This window comes from Allobosea sp. R86505 (assembly GCF_042466375.1).
Lineage (GTDB): Bacteria > Pseudomonadota > Alphaproteobacteria > Rhizobiales > Beijerinckiaceae > Allobosea.
The window spans coordinates 1,657,716-1,674,080 of sequence record NZ_JAXHPY010000001.1 but is presented as its reverse complement, the minus strand read 5'-3'; the positions used below and the strand labels follow the sequence as shown (position 1 = coordinate 1,674,080).

Annotated in this window: 15 protein-coding genes; 7 read left to right on the top strand and 8 right to left on the bottom strand. The window is 67.4% G+C overall.

Annotated elements, in window-relative coordinates:
* The first annotated feature begins 93 nt into the window (after positions 1-93).
* Together SJY11_RS08000 and SJY11_RS07995 are read left to right on the top strand one after the other, a co-directional pair.
* Complete coding sequence (locus SJY11_RS08000) at positions 94-1,137, top strand: phosphotriesterase family protein (RefSeq protein ID WP_376986067.1); 1,044 nt, start codon at positions 94-96, stop codon at positions 1,135-1,137.
* Positions 1,130-2,011, top strand: coding sequence for a DMT family transporter (locus tag SJY11_RS07995; RefSeq protein ID WP_376986066.1), 882 nt, complete (start codon positions 1,130-1,132; stop codon positions 2,009-2,011). The genes SJY11_RS08000 and SJY11_RS07995 overlap by 8 nt, the downstream gene beginning before the upstream one ends.
* 128 nt (positions 2,012-2,139) lie before the next feature.
* Here SJY11_RS07995 and SJY11_RS07990 read toward each other — a convergent pair whose 3' ends face one another.
* From SJY11_RS07990 to SJY11_RS07965, 6 genes are all read right to left on the bottom strand, one after another.
* On the bottom strand, positions 2,140-2,805 hold the full coding sequence (locus SJY11_RS07990) for a GntR family transcriptional regulator (protein WP_376986065.1): 666 nt from the start codon (positions 2,803-2,805) through the stop codon (positions 2,140-2,142).
* 82 nt (positions 2,806-2,887) lie between these two features.
* Entirely contained in the window at positions 2,888-4,336 is a 1,449-nt protein-coding gene (gene hydA / locus SJY11_RS07985; protein WP_376986064.1) for a dihydropyrimidinase, read from the bottom strand.
* 193 nt (positions 4,337-4,529) lie between these two features.
* Positions 4,530-5,345 carry an ABC transporter permease gene (locus SJY11_RS07980; RefSeq protein WP_376986063.1) on the bottom strand — a complete coding sequence of 272 codons (816 nt, stop codon included), beginning with the start codon at positions 5,343-5,345 and terminating at the stop codon, positions 4,530-4,532.
* Positions 5,342-6,175, bottom strand: coding sequence for an ABC transporter permease (locus SJY11_RS07975; RefSeq protein WP_376986062.1), 834 nt, complete (start codon positions 6,173-6,175; stop codon positions 5,342-5,344). The genes SJY11_RS07980 and SJY11_RS07975 overlap by 4 nt, the downstream gene beginning before the upstream one ends.
* Positions 6,176-6,392: 217 nt before the next feature.
* A complete protein-coding gene (locus SJY11_RS07970) occupies positions 6,393-7,523 on the bottom strand; it encodes an ABC transporter substrate-binding protein (RefSeq protein ID WP_376986061.1) in 1,131 nt (376 codons plus the stop codon).
* A 22-nt stretch (positions 7,524-7,545) separates the two neighbouring features.
* The gene (locus SJY11_RS07965; RefSeq protein ID WP_376986060.1) at positions 7,546-8,658 is read right to left on the bottom strand and encodes an ABC transporter ATP-binding protein; all 1,113 of its coding nucleotides are present in this window, start codon (positions 8,656-8,658) and stop codon (positions 7,546-7,548) included.
* A gap of 124 nt (positions 8,659-8,782) precedes the next feature.
* Here SJY11_RS07965 and SJY11_RS07960 point away from each other — a divergent pair, with 124 nt between their 5' ends.
* Complete coding sequence (locus SJY11_RS07960) at positions 8,783-9,292, top strand: 2'-5' RNA ligase family protein (RefSeq protein ID WP_376986059.1); 510 nt, start codon at positions 8,783-8,785, stop codon at positions 9,290-9,292.
* Between the two features lie 169 nt (positions 9,293-9,461).
* Here the strand turns inward: SJY11_RS07960 and SJY11_RS07955 are convergent, their stop codons facing one another.
* Positions 9,462-10,799: a dihydroorotase gene (locus SJY11_RS07955; RefSeq protein ID WP_376986058.1), complete on the bottom strand. Its 1,338-nt coding sequence runs from the start codon at positions 10,797-10,799 to the stop codon at positions 9,462-9,464.
* Positions 10,800-10,999: 200 nt separating this feature from the next.
* Between SJY11_RS07955 and ygfZ the strand changes: the two genes are divergently transcribed.
* The 3 genes from ygfZ (at position 11,000) to SJY11_RS07940 (ending at position 13,249) form a co-directional block, all read left to right on the top strand.
* Entirely contained in the window at positions 11,000-11,884 is an 885-nt protein-coding gene (gene ygfZ / locus SJY11_RS07950; protein WP_376986057.1) for a CAF17-like 4Fe-4S cluster assembly/insertion protein YgfZ, read from the top strand.
* Positions 11,881-12,522 carry a DNA-3-methyladenine glycosylase I gene (locus SJY11_RS07945; protein ID WP_376986056.1) on the top strand — a complete coding sequence of 214 codons (642 nt, stop codon included), beginning with the start codon at positions 11,881-11,883 and terminating at the stop codon, positions 12,520-12,522. Before ygfZ ends, SJY11_RS07945 begins: the two co-directional genes overlap by 4 nt.
* A gap of 112 nt (positions 12,523-12,634) precedes the next feature.
* Positions 12,635-13,249 (top strand): YfbR-like 5'-deoxynucleotidase, encoded by a 615-nt coding sequence (locus tag SJY11_RS07940; protein WP_376986055.1) that lies wholly within the window; start codon positions 12,635-12,637, stop codon positions 13,247-13,249.
* Here SJY11_RS07940 and SJY11_RS07935 read toward each other — a convergent pair.
* Positions 13,224-14,495, bottom strand: coding sequence for a vWA domain-containing protein (locus tag SJY11_RS07935; RefSeq protein WP_376986054.1), 1,272 nt, complete (start codon positions 14,493-14,495; stop codon positions 13,224-13,226). The genes SJY11_RS07940 and SJY11_RS07935 overlap by 26 nt on opposite strands.
* Positions 14,496-14,738: 243 nt before the next feature.
* Here SJY11_RS07935 and aceB point away from each other — a divergent pair, with 243 nt between their 5' ends.
* A complete protein-coding gene (aceB, locus tag SJY11_RS07930; RefSeq protein WP_376986053.1) occupies positions 14,739-16,340 on the top strand; it encodes a malate synthase A in 1,602 nt (533 codons plus the stop codon).
* Positions 16,341-16,365: the final 25 nt, after the last annotated feature.

Here is a 16,365-nt window from a genome sequence, read left to right as displayed (position 1 = left end):
GTTCCCTACGATGGATCCCGGCGCTCCGCTTCGCTGCGGCCGGGATGACGACGCGATTGAACCAGCGTCCGAGACAGCCGGGCCATCCTCGACATGCCGCCGACCCGCCCTGCCGTCCCCGGCGAGATCCAGACCGTCTGCGGCCCGATTGCGCCGGCCGTTCTCGGCCCGACGCTGATGCACGAGCATCTGCTCTGTGACGTCACGCCGCCCGAACTCGCCGCGCAGGGCTTGCCCGAAGTCGAGATCACGCCCTGGAACGCCGCTGAGATCCGCTATCACTGGTGCCGGCATTACGGGAACCACATTCTCTCGGACGTGGCGGAGATGACGGAGGAGGTGCGGCTCTTCCGCGAGCGCGGCGGCCGCGCCATCGTCGAACTGACCATCGAGGGCATCAAACCCGATCCGCTGGGCCTGCGCGCGATGTCGCAGGCGACCGGCGTCGCCATCGTCGCCGGCTGCGGCGTCTATATCGAGAGCTTCGCCGGCGAGGCCCTGACCACCCGCTCGACCGACGACCTCGCTGCGCTGATGATCGGCAGCGTCCGTCACGGCCTCAACGGCAGCGACGTCCGCGCCGGCATCATCGGCGAGATCGGCATCAGCGATCCGCCCACTCCGGGAGAGTTGCGCGCCCTCACCGCCGCCGTCATCGCCCAGCGCGAGACCGGCGCCAGCATCAACGTCCATCCCGGCCGCGACCCCGCCTCGCCGCTCCAGGTGATCGAGCACGTCCGTGCGGCCGGTGGCGACGTGACGCGCCTGATCATCAGCCATCTCGATCGGACGTTCTCCACGCTGGATCAGGCGCTGGCGCTGGTCGCGACCGGCGCCGTCGCCGAATGGGATTTCTTCGGCATCGAATCCTCGCATTACCCCTTCGCCCCGATCGACCTGCCCAATGACGGCATGCGGCTGAACTGGATCGCCGGGCTCGTCGCGCGCGGCCATGGTGCGCAGGTGACGCTCTCGCAGGACATCTGCACCAAGACGCGGCTGTGCCGCCATGGCGGCCATGGCTATGGTCATCTGATCGAGAATGTGGTGCCGATGATGCGCCGCAAGGGATTCGACGAGGCCATGATCGACCAGTTCCTGATCGAGACGCCGCGCCGGCTGCTCACTCTTGTCTGAGGTCGTCGGGGACACCGCCGCACGCGCGAGGCGCGACATCCTCATCGGCGCCGCGCTGATGGTGGTGTCGACCTTCTGCTTCGTCAGCCTCGATTCGATCCTGAAGGCGCTGGCGGCGCGGCACGACGTGCTCTTCCTCGCCTGGGGCCGAAACCTGTTCCAGGTCGTCTATCTCGTCGCCGTCATGCCGCTCTTCGGTGCGCGCCGCATGCTGGTGACGCGCCACCCCGTGATCCAGCTCTGCCGCGGCGCGGCGCTGGTCGGCACCACGGTCTTTATCGTGCTGGCGCTGAAATCCATGCCGCTGGCCCAGACCTACGCCATCACCTTCTCGGCCCCGCTGATCGCGACCATCCTCGCCATGGTCTTCCTGAAGGAGCGCCCGTCGCTGAAACGCTGGGCGCTGATCCTGATCGGCTTTTGCGGCGTCATGGTCGCGCTGCAGCCGACGGCGCCGGGTGCCGGCGGCTTCCTCGTCTTTCCCCTCGCCATGGCACTGGCGAACGCCGGCTATCACGTCCTGACACGGGCGATCGCCGCCGACGAGGACCCGCTGGCGATGCTGTTCCAGGTCGGCTTCTTCGCGCTGCTGATCACCTCACTCGCCCTGCCCTGGTCCTGGTCACAGATGGAGCCCTGGGAGTGGGGCGTGCTGGCGGTGGGCGGCGCCTTCGGCACGCTTGCGCATCTTCTGCTGATCGAGGCCTTCCGGCGGGCGCCGACCGCAGTGATCTCGCCGATGATCTATTCGCAGATCATCGCCGCCTGCCTGATCGGCTATCTCGCCTTCGGCGAGGTCCCGACGCTGGCGACCCTGCTGGGCGCGGCGATCGTCGTCGCCAGCGGCGTGGCGCTGATCCGCTCGAGGGGTTGATCAGCCGATCCCGTCATTGCGAGCGAAGCGAAGCAATCCAGACGCTCTCTCGAGGCCCTGGATGGCGTCGTCGGCTCCGCCTCCTCGCAATGACGAAACATGGCTGAAGCGCAGATCGAGGGCAGCTCTCAGGAGATATTGTCGAGAGAGAAGCGCGACAGGCTCTTGATATGCGCCTGGGCTGCCTTGCGGGCGCGCTTGGGGTCCTCGGCCTCCAGCGCGACGACGATCTCGAGATGCTCGACCGCATCCTGCCCGACGCGGTCGGCGAGGCGGGCGATCTCGAACAGCCGCGTGGTGACGCGCAGCGAGCGGATCATCTGGCCCATCACGGCATTGCCGCAGCCGTCGATGTAGAGGCCGTGAACATTGTCGTCGGAGCGCCAGTGCGCGTCCGTGTGATAGGTCGTCGCCGCCATCAGCTCGTCGATCTCGCGATGGACCATGGCGAGCTTGGCCTGCGACAGCCGCCCCGCGGCGAGCGCCGCCGCCTCGCCCTCGAGCAGTTCGCGCACCTTCAGGCTCTGCAGATATTCGCCGAGATCGACATTGCGGACCATGAAGGAGCGGTTGGCGGCCTTCACCACCAGCCCCTCGCCTTCGAGCCGCTGCAGCGCCTCGCGCAGCGGCGTGCGCGAAATGCCGAGGATCTCGGCGAGCTTCGCCTCGACGATGACCTCCCCGCCCTTGAGCCGGCGCCCGCGCACCATGTCCGACACCGCCTTGTAGGCGAGGTTGGAGAGGTTGTAGCCGCCGGTCTGCTCGGGGGCCTCGCTCGGCTCGGTCAGGGTCATGCTGGAGTCTTCGTGCTCAGGTTGCAGGCCCGTCTTTGGACGAGCCGGCGCCGGCCATCAAGACCGGAGGCCGCGATCATCCTCATCTGTATCGCCCCGCAGGCTCGAATCCGGTCGGAAGCTGGCCAGCCGGCGCCGCCAGCGCCGAGCGCTCGCGCGCGACATGGCCGCCCTGCCCCGGCCTACCGACGAGTTCGCCGTCGCGCACCACGACCTGCCCGCGCAGGATCGTGGTCACCGGCCAGCCCGTGACCGCAATGCCCTCATAGGGTGTATAGTCGCTGCCATGGTGGAGCAGGGACTGGCTGATCGTCACCTCGCGCTGCGGGTCCCAGATCGCGATGTCGGCATCCATGCCGATCGCGATCGAGCCCTTCTTCGTCAGCCCATAGGTCTTCGCGTGATTGGTCGCCGAGAGCGCGACGAACTGGTTCAGCGTGATCCGTCCCTTGCCGACGCCCTCGGAGAACAGGATCGGCAGCCTTGTCTCGACGCCGGGAATGCCGTTGGGCACCCAGCGGAAGGAGGTCCTGCCCTTCGGGATCAGCTTGCCGGCCGGATCGTCGTAGCGGAACGGGCAATGGTCCGAGGAGAAGACGTTGAAGATGCCGTTCGACAGCCCTTCCCAGCAGGCCTGCTGGCTGGCGGTGTCGCGCGGCGGCGGCGAGCAGACATATTTCGCGCCCTCCATGTTGAGGCCGTCCATGTCCTTCTCGGTCAGCACGAGATATTGCGGGCAGGTCTCGCCATAAACCTTGAGGCCGCGCGAACGGGCCCGGGCGATCTCCTCCATCGCCTCGCGGTTCGAGACATGGACGATCATCACGGGAACATCGACGAGTTCGGCGAGCGAGATCGCGCGATGCGTCGCCTCACGCTCGACGGGGATCGGCCGCGAGGTGCCGTGGAATTTTGGCGCGATGTGCCCGCCCCGCTCCAGCCGGTCGGTCAGGAAGCGGATCGCGTCATAGTTCTCGGCATGGACCATGACGAGCGCGCCGGTCTCGCGCGCCACCGACATCACCTCGAGCATCTCGCGGTCGTTCAAAGCGAGCCCGTCATAGGTCATGAAGACCTTGAAGGAGGTGTAGCCGTCCTCGATCAGCGCCGGCAGGTCCTGCCCGAGCACCTGCTCGGTCGGCTCGGAGATGACGAGGTGGAAGGACACGTCGGTGTAGCAGCGCCCCTCCGCCAGCTTGTGATAATCCTTCACCGTCTCGCGCAGCGACGTGCCCTTCTCCTGCATGCAGAACGGCATCACCGTGGTGTTGCCGCCGAACGCCGCCGAGAGCGTGCCCGAGGCGAAATCGTCGGCCATGACGATGCCCTCGCCGCTCGGCTGGGCGATATGGACATGGCTGTCGATGCCGCCGGGCAGCACGAGGTGGCCGGTGGCGTCGATCGTCTCCTTCGCCGGGCCGAGATCATGCCCCATCGCCACGATTGTCCCGTCGCGCACGCCGATATCGCAGGAGAACGTGTCGGAGGCGGTGGCGACCGTGCCGCCGGCAATGACGAGATCGTAGCTCATGGACTGTTCCTGTCGGATCCCGCCCGCCACGAGCCGAAGCCCCCGACGGAATACAGAGTGTATGCAGCCCGCATTTTGATGGCTGGACCGTCGCGCTGCAAGCGCGAACATGGCGCCGCGTGCGATCGCGGCGCGGGCGACGGGCCCGGCCGACCCGGGGCGGAGGCCGGAGCCTGCGGCAAAGCCTAAGGCGTCACGTCCCGACCTTGGCGAGCACGTCGGCCCGCAGGAAGCGCTCGATGAACAGCATGAACAGCACCGAGGGCACCAGCAGGATCAGCGCCGTGATCGAGGCGACCTGGTAGTTGCCGCCCATCGCCGCGCTGTAAAGCAGCAGCGGCAGCGTCGTCACCTGCGGCACGCCGACGAAGAAGGTGCCGGTGAACTCGTCGAGCGATTCGAGGAACACGAAAATGCCGCTGGCGATGATTCCCGGCGCCGCCAGCGGCAGCGTTACGGTGAGGACGGCCCGCAGCGGCGAGGCGCCCATGTTGCGCGCCGCCAGTTCGAGATCCTTGTCGACCGCGGCAAAAGCCGCCGCCGCGATCCAGACCGAGAAGACCAGCCCATGGGCGGTGTGGACCAGCACCACCGCCAGGACCGTGCCGTTGATGCCGAGCTGGTAGAAGATCCGGGCGACGTTGATGTAGATCGCTACCGACGGAAACGCCTGCGGGAGCAGGAACATCAGCATGAACAGCGCCCGCATCGGCAGCCTCAAGCGCGCCAGCGCGTAGCCGGCGGGAATCGACAGCGCCAGCGCAAACAGCACCGTCAGCACCGCGATCCAGACGCTGGTGCCGAGCGAGGCCATGGCGTCGCCGGTCGGCCGGAAGACCTGCTCCCAATAGCGCGTGCCATAGGTCACGGGCAGCTTGTGGGGCGTGTACCAGCGCTCGGCCACAGACCAGAGCGCGAGGTTCAGGATCGGCCCGATCAGGACGAAGGCGAAGGCGGCAAGCAGGCTCGCGGCCAGCACCATCCGGGCAGAGGCGGCGAGACGGATCATCGCGGGGCCTCCTGCGAGAGGCCGCGCCGCAGATACAGGATCGCGGCGCCGGCGCTGATCAGATAGGTGATGACGCCGAGCGCATTGGCGGTGGCGTAGTCGCCATAGGCGTTGATGCGGAAGGCCATGTCGACGGTCAGCATGGTCGGCTGCGAGCCCGACACCATCAGCGGCACCGACAGCACCGAGAGCATCGTCACGAAGGAGAGCACGAGCGCCACCAGCAGCGTCTGCATGACCTGCGGCAGCGCCAGTTCGATCAGCACCCGCAGCCGCGAGGCGCCGAGATTGCGGCCGGCCTCCAGCGTCGCGCGGTCGATCGAGGCGAGCGCGCCCGCCAGCAGCAGCGCCACGAAGGGCGTCTGCTTCCAGACGAAGGTGGCGATGATGCCACGCCAGTCGAGATAGCTCACCGCCTGCAGCGGCTCCATCAGCCCCAACGAGACGAAGCTGTTGTTCATCAGCCCGTTCTTGGCGAGGAAGGTGCGCATGCACTGCGCCGCGACGATGAAGGGGATGAAGAGCGGCCAGCGATAGAGCGCCTTCAGCGTGCCGACGATGTAGCGGTTCTCGCCCAGCGTCAGCGTGCCGGCGATGACGATGGCGGCCAGCGCCGTCAGCGCGCAGGAGGTCAGCACGATCACCACCGTGAAGACCATGTCGGTCGAGTAGAGCTCGAACGCCTTGGCGAACCACTCCAGCGTGAACGCCCCGTCCTTGCTGAAGGCGGAGATCAGCGAGAAGCCGAGCGGATACAGAAACAGCGCCGCGACCAGCACGAGGCCGGGCGTGATCAGCAGCAGCGCCAGATGGCGTTGGGAGAGGCTCATTCCACTGCGCTTTTTTAAGGAGGAGCGGCCCGGCATCGTGCCGGGCCGACGTAAGGTGATCGAGAGGCGCGCCGCTGCTTCAAAACGCACCGTCATCCTGGGCTTGCCCCAGGATCCATCATAGAGAGCAGCGCCCTACGATGGATCCCGGAGCTCCGCTTCGCTGCGTCCGGGATGACGGTCGTGGTTCAGAGCACGAACACGACGCTCGCCGATCTCAGTTCGCGACCTTCTTCTCGTAACCCTCGAGGATGTCGTTGAAGTAGGGCGCGATCGGGAACGCCTTGCCGTTCTTGGCGAGGTCGGCCGGGGTCACGTCGACGAAGAGCTTGTCCCAGGCCGCCTTGTCGAGCTTGCCTTCGAGATGGCTGGCGTCGATGCCCGGATACCAGTTGAACTTCTTGACGATGCCGTCGGCCTGCACCTGCGGCGAGGTGGCGAGCGCGATGAAGGCCTCGGCCAGCTTCTTCTGCCCGGCCTTGGCCGGCACGGCGTAATACATCGGCTGGCCGGGCATGCCGGGCGAGATCAGCTTCAGCTTCATGTTCGGCGGCAGCTTGCCGTCGGCCTGCCAGGAATAGAACATGTCGACCCAGACCGGCCCCATCGCGATCTCGCCGCGGTTGAGCATGTCGAGCGTGCCGGCATTGCCGGGCGTGATCGTGACGTTCTTGTTGAACTCCTTCAGATCGGCGAAGGCCTTGTCCCAGGTCGTCTTGGTGGCCGCGTCATAGGGGCCCTTCATCAGCTTCTCGGCGTCGCCGCCGAAGGCATAGACCCAGCCGGCGACGAAGGAGACGCCCGACATGCCGCCCTTGATGCCGTTATAGCCGAACTGCTTGGGGTTCTTCTTGGCCCACTCCGCCAGTTCGGCGAAGGTCGAGGGCGGCGTCTTGACCATGGCGGCATTGTAGGCGAGCGCCGTCTGCGACTGGAACATCGGGATGACATAGCCCGAGACGTCGGTGCCCAGCGCGTTGCGGGCCGCCTCGCCGGTGGCGAGCTTGGCGGTCGGGACATTGGCCGTGTACTTGTCGAGCAGCCCGTCCTTGACCATCTGGCCGGCGGCCTTTTGGTGGATCACGACGACGTCGAAATCGGTCGTCGCCGAACCCTTCTGGGCGTCGAGCTTCTCGAAGATCTTCTGCGAACCGGAATCGCCGGCGCCGGTCCCGACCGAGACGACCTTCACGCCTGGGTTGGCCTTCTCGAACATCGGCCCGAGGAAGTCCTTGACGTAGTCGACCATGTTCTGGTCGCCGGCGGAGGCGACGTTGAGGGTCTGGGCGGAGAGCGGGGATGCCGCCATCAGCGCCGCGAGCGAGCAGGCAATCGTAAGGATGCGCATGGGAGACTCCAGGGTTGGGACGTCAGGCGGCAATCCCGGCCTCGGATGCCGGGAAGATGTGCAGGCGCTGCAGCGGGATGCGCAGGCCGATCGTGGTTCCGAGTTCGTGGCGGTCGGCGTCGTCGACCGTGATCTGGCGGCCGGCGGCCTCGATCCGGTAGCGGTAGACCCCGCCCGGATAGGCGCGCGCCGCGATGGTGCCGGGGACCAGCAGGTCCCCGCCCGCCGCCGCATCGCTGGCGTCGAGCCTCGCGACGTCGTCGCGGAAATAGGCGACAGCCTCGCCGGCCGGCAGCGCCTGGGCCGCCTCCGGCGCGAGCCGCGCCATCGCCGTGCCGGCGCTGACGGAGACGCCGCTCTCGGCGCGGGCGACCTGCAGCGGCAGCACGTTCTCCGCGCCCATGAAATTGGCGACGAAGGCGCTGGCCGGGCGGTCATAGACCTCTTCCGGCGTGCCCACCTGGGCGACGCGCCCCGCCTGCATGATCACCAGACGGTCGGCCATGGTCATGGCCTCCTCGCGGTCATGGGTGACATGGACCGCGGTCAGCCCGAGCCGCTGCTGGATCGAGCGGATCTCGTGGCGCATCACCATGCGGATCTTGGCGTCGAGATTGGAGAGCGGCTCGTCGAGCAGGAGGATGCCGGGGTCGATGGCGAGCGCCCGGCCGAGCGCGACGCGCTGGCGCTGCCCGCCCGAGAGCGCCGTGACCTTGCGGTCCTCATAGCCGGAGAGCCCGAGCATGGAGAGCAGCGCGCCAACCTTGGCCGCGATCTGCGCCTTGGGTACGCCACGCAGCTTCAGCCCGTAGCCCATGTTCTGCAGCACGCTCATATGCGGCCACAGCGCATAGGACTGGAACACCATCGCCATGCCGCGCTTCTCCGGCGGCAGCGGGGCGACGTCCTGCCCGCCGACCAGGATCGCCCCGGATTCGACCGGCACGAAGCCCGACAGCGCCCGCAGCAGCGTGGTCTTGCCGCAGCCCGAGGAGCCCAGCAGCGCGGTGAAGCTGCCCGGCTCGAAATCCAGGCTGACGCCATGCAGCACGCGCGTGCCGCCATAGGCGACCTTGAGGTCGCGCACGGCGATCGACGCGCCGCTGCGCGGCCCGTTGGGCAAGTCGGTCGGCACGATGCCATCTCCCTAGAACGCGCATTTTGCTCGGCTGTAATGGAATGGATCTTCCATTTCCGATACGCTTGGAGCAAACATAACGTCTGTGTCGGACCGTGTGCAATAGGTTTATGAAGCTCTGATGACAGCCCCGATCCACTCCCTCTGGCTGATGCCCTCGGTCGAAGACGGCGCCCTCCTCGCGGGCGTCCTCGCCGATCTCTCCGCCCGCCTCGGCACGCCGCTCTTCACGCCGCATCTGACCATCGCAGGCGATACCGACAGGCCGGTGACGCAGCTTGCGACCGAGATCGCGGCCGCCGCCGGCGAGGTCGCGGCTTTCTCCGGGGAGGTGCTGGGGATCGAGACGAGCGAGACTTTCTTCCGCTCCTTCTATGCGCGCTTTGCCATGTCGGCCCCGCTGGCCGCGCTCAAGCAGCGGCTCGACCCGCAGGCGCGCGAGCCCTTCCTGCCGCATGTCTCGCTGCTCTACGGCCCGGTCCCCGCCGGCCCGAAAGCGGAGGCCGCAGCCCAGGTCTCGACCGCGCTCACCGGCCGCCCGATCCGCTTCGACCGCCTCTGCATGGTGACGTCGGGCCAGGACGTCCCGATCGCCGACTGGCGCATCATCGAGACGGCGATGTTGGGCTGAGAGAACGCCCCGAGGCTGTCATTCCGGGGCTTCGCGTAGCGAAGAACCCGGAACCCACGACTGGGCGAACCCGCATCATGGCAGTTGCCTGGCGCTCACCCGGTCGTGGGTTCCGGGCTCAGGCCTTCGGCCTGCCCCGGAATGACGGCAGTGGTTCAATCGCGAACCCTCAGCCCCTTGGCAGCGCCTCCAGGAACCGCGCCGGCTCGCCCTGCGAGGGCGTCACGATCTCGGCTTCCCACGTCACCTTGCGGCCGCGCACGAAGGTGCCGACCGGCCAGCCGGTGACGGTGACACCGTCATAGGGCGTCCAGCCGCATTTCGAGGCGCCCCAGGCGTTGGTGATCGTCTCGCGCCGCTTCAGATCGACGATGGTGAGGTCGGCGTCGTAGCCCGCGGCGATGCGCCCCTTGCCCTCCATCCCGAAGATGCGTTGCGGCCCGTGGCTGGAGAGATCGACGAAGCGCTCGAGCGAAAGCCGGCCGGCATTCACATGGTCGAGCATGATCGGCACCAGCGTCTGCACGCCGGGCATGCCGGAATGGCTGGCGGGATAGGCGTGGTGCTTCTCCTCATGCGTATGCGGCGCATGGTCGGAGCCGAGCACGTCGACGATGCCCTGCTCCACCCCCCACCAGATGCGCTGGCGGTGGCTGTCGTCGCGGATCGGCGGGTTCATCTGGGCATAGGTGCCCAGCCGCTCGTAGCAGTCCGGCGCGACCAGCGTCAGATGGTTCGGCAGCACCTCGACCGTCGCGACATCCTTGTGGTCCTTGAGGAAAACCATCTCCTCACCGGTTGAGATGTGCAGGACATGCACCCGCGCACCCGTCTCATGCGCGATCCGCACCAGCCGCTGCGTGCAGGTCAGCGCGACTTCCGGCGAGCGCCAGACCGGGTGGCTCGCCGGGTCGCCGGTGACGCGCAGGCCCATCCGCTCGCGCAGCATGCCCTCGTCCTCGGAGTGGAAGGCGGCGCGCCGGCGCGTCTGGCGCAGGATGGCGGCGACGCCCTCGTCGTCCTCGACCAGAAGGTTACCGGTGGACGACCCCATGAACACCTTGATGCCGGCCGCGCCCGGCAGGCGCTCCAGCTCGGGAATATCCTTGACGTTTTCATGCGTGCCGCCGACCCAGAAGGCGAAGTCGCAATGCATGCGGTGCCGCCCGCGCGCGATCTTGTCCGCCAGCGCCGCTTCGCTCGTGGTCAAGGGATTGGTGTTCGGCATCTCGAAGACGCAGGTGACGCCGCCCAGCACCGCCGCGCGCGAGCCGCTCTCCAGATCCTCCTTGTGGTCGAGCCCCGGCTCGCGGAAATGCACTTGGCTGTCGATCACGCCGGGCAGGATGTGAAGCCCCGTGCAGTCCACCACCTCGCCGGCCGAGGCGCGCGAGAGATCGCCGAGCGCCATGATCTTGCCGCTGGTGATGCCGAGGTCGCGCTGCACGCGCCCGTCATGGTTCACCACCGTGCCGCCCTTGAGGATCACGTCGAACATCTGCGGCATGGCGGGTCTCCCGGTGGGTCTGCGATGAACGGCGATTAGCCGAAACGGCGGGCGCTGGCGAGTTGAGAACGCGCGCGAAGCCGCCTACCTATCGGGTCAATCGTCATTGCGAGCGAAGCGAAGCAATCCAGAAGCCGGGTGCTCTGCCGCTCTGGATTGCTTCGCTTCGCTCGCAATGACGGACACGCAGGAGACCACGCATGCCCGCCACCCATCTGATCGACCGCGGCGTCATCCGCGTCGCCGGCGAGGACGCCCGCCCCTTCCTGCAGAACCTCGTCACCAACGACCTGGACGCGGTGACGCCGGAACAGGCCGGCTATGGCGCGCTGCTGACACCCCAAGGCAAGATCATCTGCGATTTTCTCGTCGTCGCGGTCCCCGATGCGGAGGGCGGCGGCTTCCTGCTCGACACGCCCCTGCTCCAGACCGCCGACCTGATGAAACGCCTTAAGCTCTACAAGCTGCGCGCCAAGGTGACCCTCGAAGACCTCTCCGAGGCGACCGCCGTGATCGCCGCGACCGATGGCGGCGCGCTGCCAGCCGATTCAGGCCTCGTCTATGCCGATCCGCGCCTGCCGGGGCTGGGACAGCGCGCCCTGATCGATCGCGGCGGCGCCACCGAGATCGCGACCGCCCCCGCCGATGACTGGCACGCCCGCCGCGTCGCGCTCGGCATCCCCGAGGGCGGCCGCGATTTCGCCTATGGCGACGCCTTCCCGCATGAGGCGCTGCTCGACCAGACCGGCGGCGTCTCCTTCAGGAAGGGCTGCTATATCGGCCAGGAGGTGGTCTCGCGCATGCAGCATCGCGGCACCGCCCGCACCCGCGTCGTGCCGGTCGTCTTCGCGGACGGCATCGCGGCGGAAACCGGCGCGGAAGCCGTGGCCGGCGGCAAACCACTGGGCAAGATCGGCTCCGGCGCCAACGGCCGCGCGCTCGCTCTGCTCAGGCTCGACCGTGTCGCCGATGCGCTGGCGGCCGGCGAGTCCCTGCTCGGCGGCGGCATGGCCTTCACCCTGGCGAAGCCGGATTTCATCCGCTTCCCCTTCCCCGGCGAGGCGGGCTTTGGAGCCGCGGCATGAGCGACACGACCACCGCGAGCGAGGAGCGCATCGCCATCGCCGGGCCCGACGGTAAATTCCGCTGCCGCTGGCCGGGCACCGACCCGCTCTATCTCGCCTATCACGACACCGAATGGGGCGTGCCGGAATATGACTCCCGCGCGCTTTGGGAGAAGCTGATCCTCGACGGCTTCCAGGCCGGGCTGTCTTGGATCACCATCCTGCGGAAGCGCGACGCCTTCCGCGCCGGCTTCGCGAATTTCGATCCGGAACAGGTCGCGCGCTTCGCCGAAACGGACGTCCAGCGCCTGCTCGCCGACCCCGGCATCATCCGCCATCGCGGCAAGATCGAGGGCACGATCAAGAGCGCGCGCGCCTATCTCGCCATCAGCGAGCGCGAGCCCTTCGCCGATTTCCTCTGGAAGCATCTCGACGGCCGCGTCCTGCAGAACAATTTCCGCACGCAGGGCGAGGTGCCGACGCAGACGGCGATCTCCGAGGCGATGGCGAAGGACCTGAAGAAAGCCGGCTTCACCTTCTGCGGCCCGACCATCGTCTACGCCTTCATGCAGGCCTGCGGGCTGGTCAATGACCACCTCACCGGCTGCTTCCGCCGCGACGAATGCGCCGCCCTGGCGCGCGATGTGCGGGTGGCATGAGCGCCTCCACCGTCATTGCGAGCGCAGCGAAGCCATCCAGGAGGGCTCGCTCGACGTCCCCCTGGATGGCTTCGTCGCCAGCGCTCCTCGCCGTGACGGAAGCCGCCTGACCATGGCCCGTGCTCCCGCCCCGCCGCGCGCCTGGCAGCGCATGCTGTCGGGCCGCCGGCTCGACCTGCTCGACCCCTCCCCGCTCGATGTCGAGATCGAGGACATCGCCCATGGGCTCGCCCGCGTCGCGCGCTGGAACGGCCAGACCAAAGGACCGCACTCCTTCTCGGTCGCGCAGCACAGCCTGCTGGTCGAGGCGATCGCCGATCATCTCAACCCCGGCTGGTCGCAATCCTGGCGGCTGATGGCGCTGCTGCATGACGCGCCCGAATACGTCATCGGCGACATGATCTCGCCCTTCAAGGCCGTGATGGGCGACGCCTACAAGGCGGTGGAGACGCGCCTCCTCGGCGCCATCCATCTGCGCTTCGGGCTGCCGGCGGCGCCACCCACTCTGCTCAGGCGCAAGACCAAGGAGGCCGACACCATCGCCGCCTTCCTGGAGGCCACCGAACTCGCCGGCTTCTCGCGCGAGGAGGCGCTGCGCTATTTCGGCCGGCCGCAGGCGCTGCCGCGCGCGGTCACGGTCCTGCTGGACCCGCTCGACACGCAGGCCGCCCAGGACCTCTTCCTGGCGCGCTTCGCCACGCTCACTGCGTCAGGCGGATCTGGCTGATCTCGCGCGCGATCTGCTGGAACACCGGCGTGAGTTGCGAGGCGCTGCTGACCTCGTAATACATGCTCGGCGTGGTCGCGCAGTTCTGCAGCAGCGTGCGGTCGCCATTGATGACGCGCACCGTGTAGATGCGGATGCCGGCGTCCTTGGCGCTCTGGCAGGCGAGCCTGGTGCGCTCGTCGATCGCGCTGCCACTGGTCGTGAAGCGGTTCTGCGTGTTCTCGCCATCGGTCAGGAGGATCATGTATTTCTGCAGCCGCGGCGTGGAGAAGGGCTTGGCGCCGGTGAAGGGAACGCCCGGCGTCAGCGTCGCCATGCCCCAGTTCGCGCCGATCGTGACGTTGGTGTTGCCGACCGGGGTCATGCCGTTGATCGCGTTGGTCAGCGCCGTCCAGTCCGAGGTTAGCGGCGTGATCGGCGCCAGCGTCGAATACGCGCAGAAATCCGCCGGGTAGAGCGTGGCATAGGCCGAGACGGTCTCGTTGTCCTTGACGTCGTTGGGCTGGTCGCGGTCGCTGATGCAGCCGGTCCATGTCGACTTGGTGATGCTGACGGTGTTCGGAATCCAGTTGCCCCAGCGGTCGCGCGACCAGGTCGTCTTGCTCTGATCATAGCGCAGCCAGGATTCGTCCTTGAGATCGGTCGAGACCTTGATCTGGGTGGCGAAGGGCACGACCGAGATCCGGATCTGGTCCGTCGTCAGCGTCGCGTCCTTCATGATCTTGATGAGGTCGAGCGAGGCGGCTTTCAGCGCGTCCATCTTGCCGGACGAGGCCATCGAGCCGGTGTTGTCGAGCGCCAGCGCCAGCTCGATCGTGTTCGTGCCCCAGGTCGACTGCGAGGTGCTGGCGACCTGCATGTGGTCGTGCCCGATCAGCCGCGTCAGGCTGGTGTCGATCGAGAGATTGGCCGCCACGGAGATCGTCCGGGCCGTCCGGTCGATGGTGATGGCGGCGCTGGTGAAGCTCTTGGCGGCCTCACCGCTGAGATTGCTGGCGATCCACTTGTTGATCCGCTCGCGCAATTCGCTGTCGCTGAGCTTGGTCGCGTCGCGGGCCGCCATCAGCGCCGCGGAATCCACCGCCGCGTTCAGCATCTGGCGGGCATCCGTGGCCCGGGAATAGTCGATCGTGGCGCCGGTCAGGCCGATCACCGGCACCATGGCGAAGCTGAACATCACCATCACATTGCCGCGCTCTTCCGAGCAAAGCCGTCTCAGCCGCCGCATCATGGACCCGACTTTCATGGACTATCCCCCGATAATCAGCGCTCACGACACCCCCGCCCCCGTTGCGGCGGGCTGAATCCGATCGCTCGATTTGTCGGCATCGTCGGGTTTTGCGCGGGGGACCGGGACGGCACTGTCACAATCGTTAACGAATGCTGTCATCTTTTCGAAATCGGCAAAGGTCCTCGGCGCTTTTCGTCGTTTCGCGAAGGATCGTCTCGGGCGATAAGGGGCCAACGAGACCGTCAGCCGGAGCCCGCCATGACCCAAGCCTCCCTCACCCTGCCCAAGGGCGTCGTCGTCAAGGGCGCGCTCGCCACGCGCTATGACGAGGTTTTGAGCCATGACGCGCTCGCTTTCGTCGCCGATCTGCACCGCCGATTCAACGAGACGCGCAAGCGCCTGCTGGCGCTGCGCGCCGAGCGACAGAAGCGTTTTGACGCCGGCGAGACGCCGGACTTCCTGGCCGAGACCCGCCATATCCGCGAGGGCGACTGGACGGTCGCGCCCATCCCCGCCGATCTGCTCGACCGCCGCGTCGAGATCACCGGCCCGGTCGACCGCAAGATGATCGTCAATGCGCTCAACTGCGGCGCGAAGGTCTTCATGGCCGATTTCGAGGATGCCTCCTCGCCGGTCTGGGCCAACATGATCGAGGGCCAGATCAATCTGAAGGACCGCTGGGCCAACGCGATCGACTTCACCGATCCGACCACCGGCAAGGCCTACGCGCTGAAGCCCAACCCCGCCGTGCTGATCATCCGCCCGCGCGGCTGGCACCTGCCGGAGGCCCATATCGAGATCGACGGCGAGATCGCGTCGGGCTCGCTGGTCGATTTCGGGCTCTATCTCTTCCACAACGCCAAGGCCGCGCTCGCCGCAGGCTCGGGCCCCTATTTCTACCTGCCCAAGCTCGAGAGCCATCTCGAGGCCCGGCTCTGGAACGACGTCTTCGTCGCGGCGCAAGCCGCGCTCGGCCTGAAGACCGGCACGATCAAGGCCACCGTCCTGATCGAGACGCTGCCGGCCGCCTTCGAGATGGACGAGATCCTCTACGAACTGCGCGACCACATGGCCGGCCTCAACTGCGGCCGCTGGGACTACATCTTCTCCTTCATCAAGAAGCTCGCCCGCAACCCGGCCTTCGTCCTGCCCGACCGCTCGCAGGTCGTGATGACCAAGGCCTTCCTGAACGCCTATTCGCTGCTGCTGATCAAGACCTGCCACCGCCGCGGCGCCTTCGCCATGGGCGGCATGGCCGCCCAGATCCCGGTCAAGAACAACCCGGAGGCCAATGCGGCGGCCTTCGCCAAGGTCAAGGCCGACAAGGAGCGCGAGGCTGGCAACGGGCATGACGGCACCTGGGTCGCCCATCCCGACCTCGTCCCCGTCGCCATGGAGGTCTTCGACCGGCTGATGCCGCAGGCCAACCAGCTCGACAAGAAGCGCGAGGACGTCGCCGTCACCGCCAAGGACCTTCTCGAAGTCCATCAGGGCACGCGCACGGAAGAGGGCTTCCGCGAGAACATCCGCGTCGGCGTGCAGTATCTCGAAGCCTGGCTGCGCGGCCGCGGCGCCGTGCCGATCTACAACATGATGGAAGACGCCGCGACGGCCGAGATCAGCCGCGCCCAGATCTGGCAGTTCGTCAGCTACGGCGTCGAGGTCGACGGCACCACCAAGGTCACCCCCGATCTGTTCAAGCGCTGCCTCACCGAAGAGATGGCCCGCGTGAAGACCGAACTCGGCGCGGAGACCTACGACAAGGGCCGCTTCCCCGAGGCGATCGCGCTGTTCTCGGAGCTCTCGCTCGCGCCGCAGTTCGAGGATTTCCTGACCCTGCCGGCTTATGGGAAGCTGTGAGGGGCTGAGGCTCTGATGATCCGAG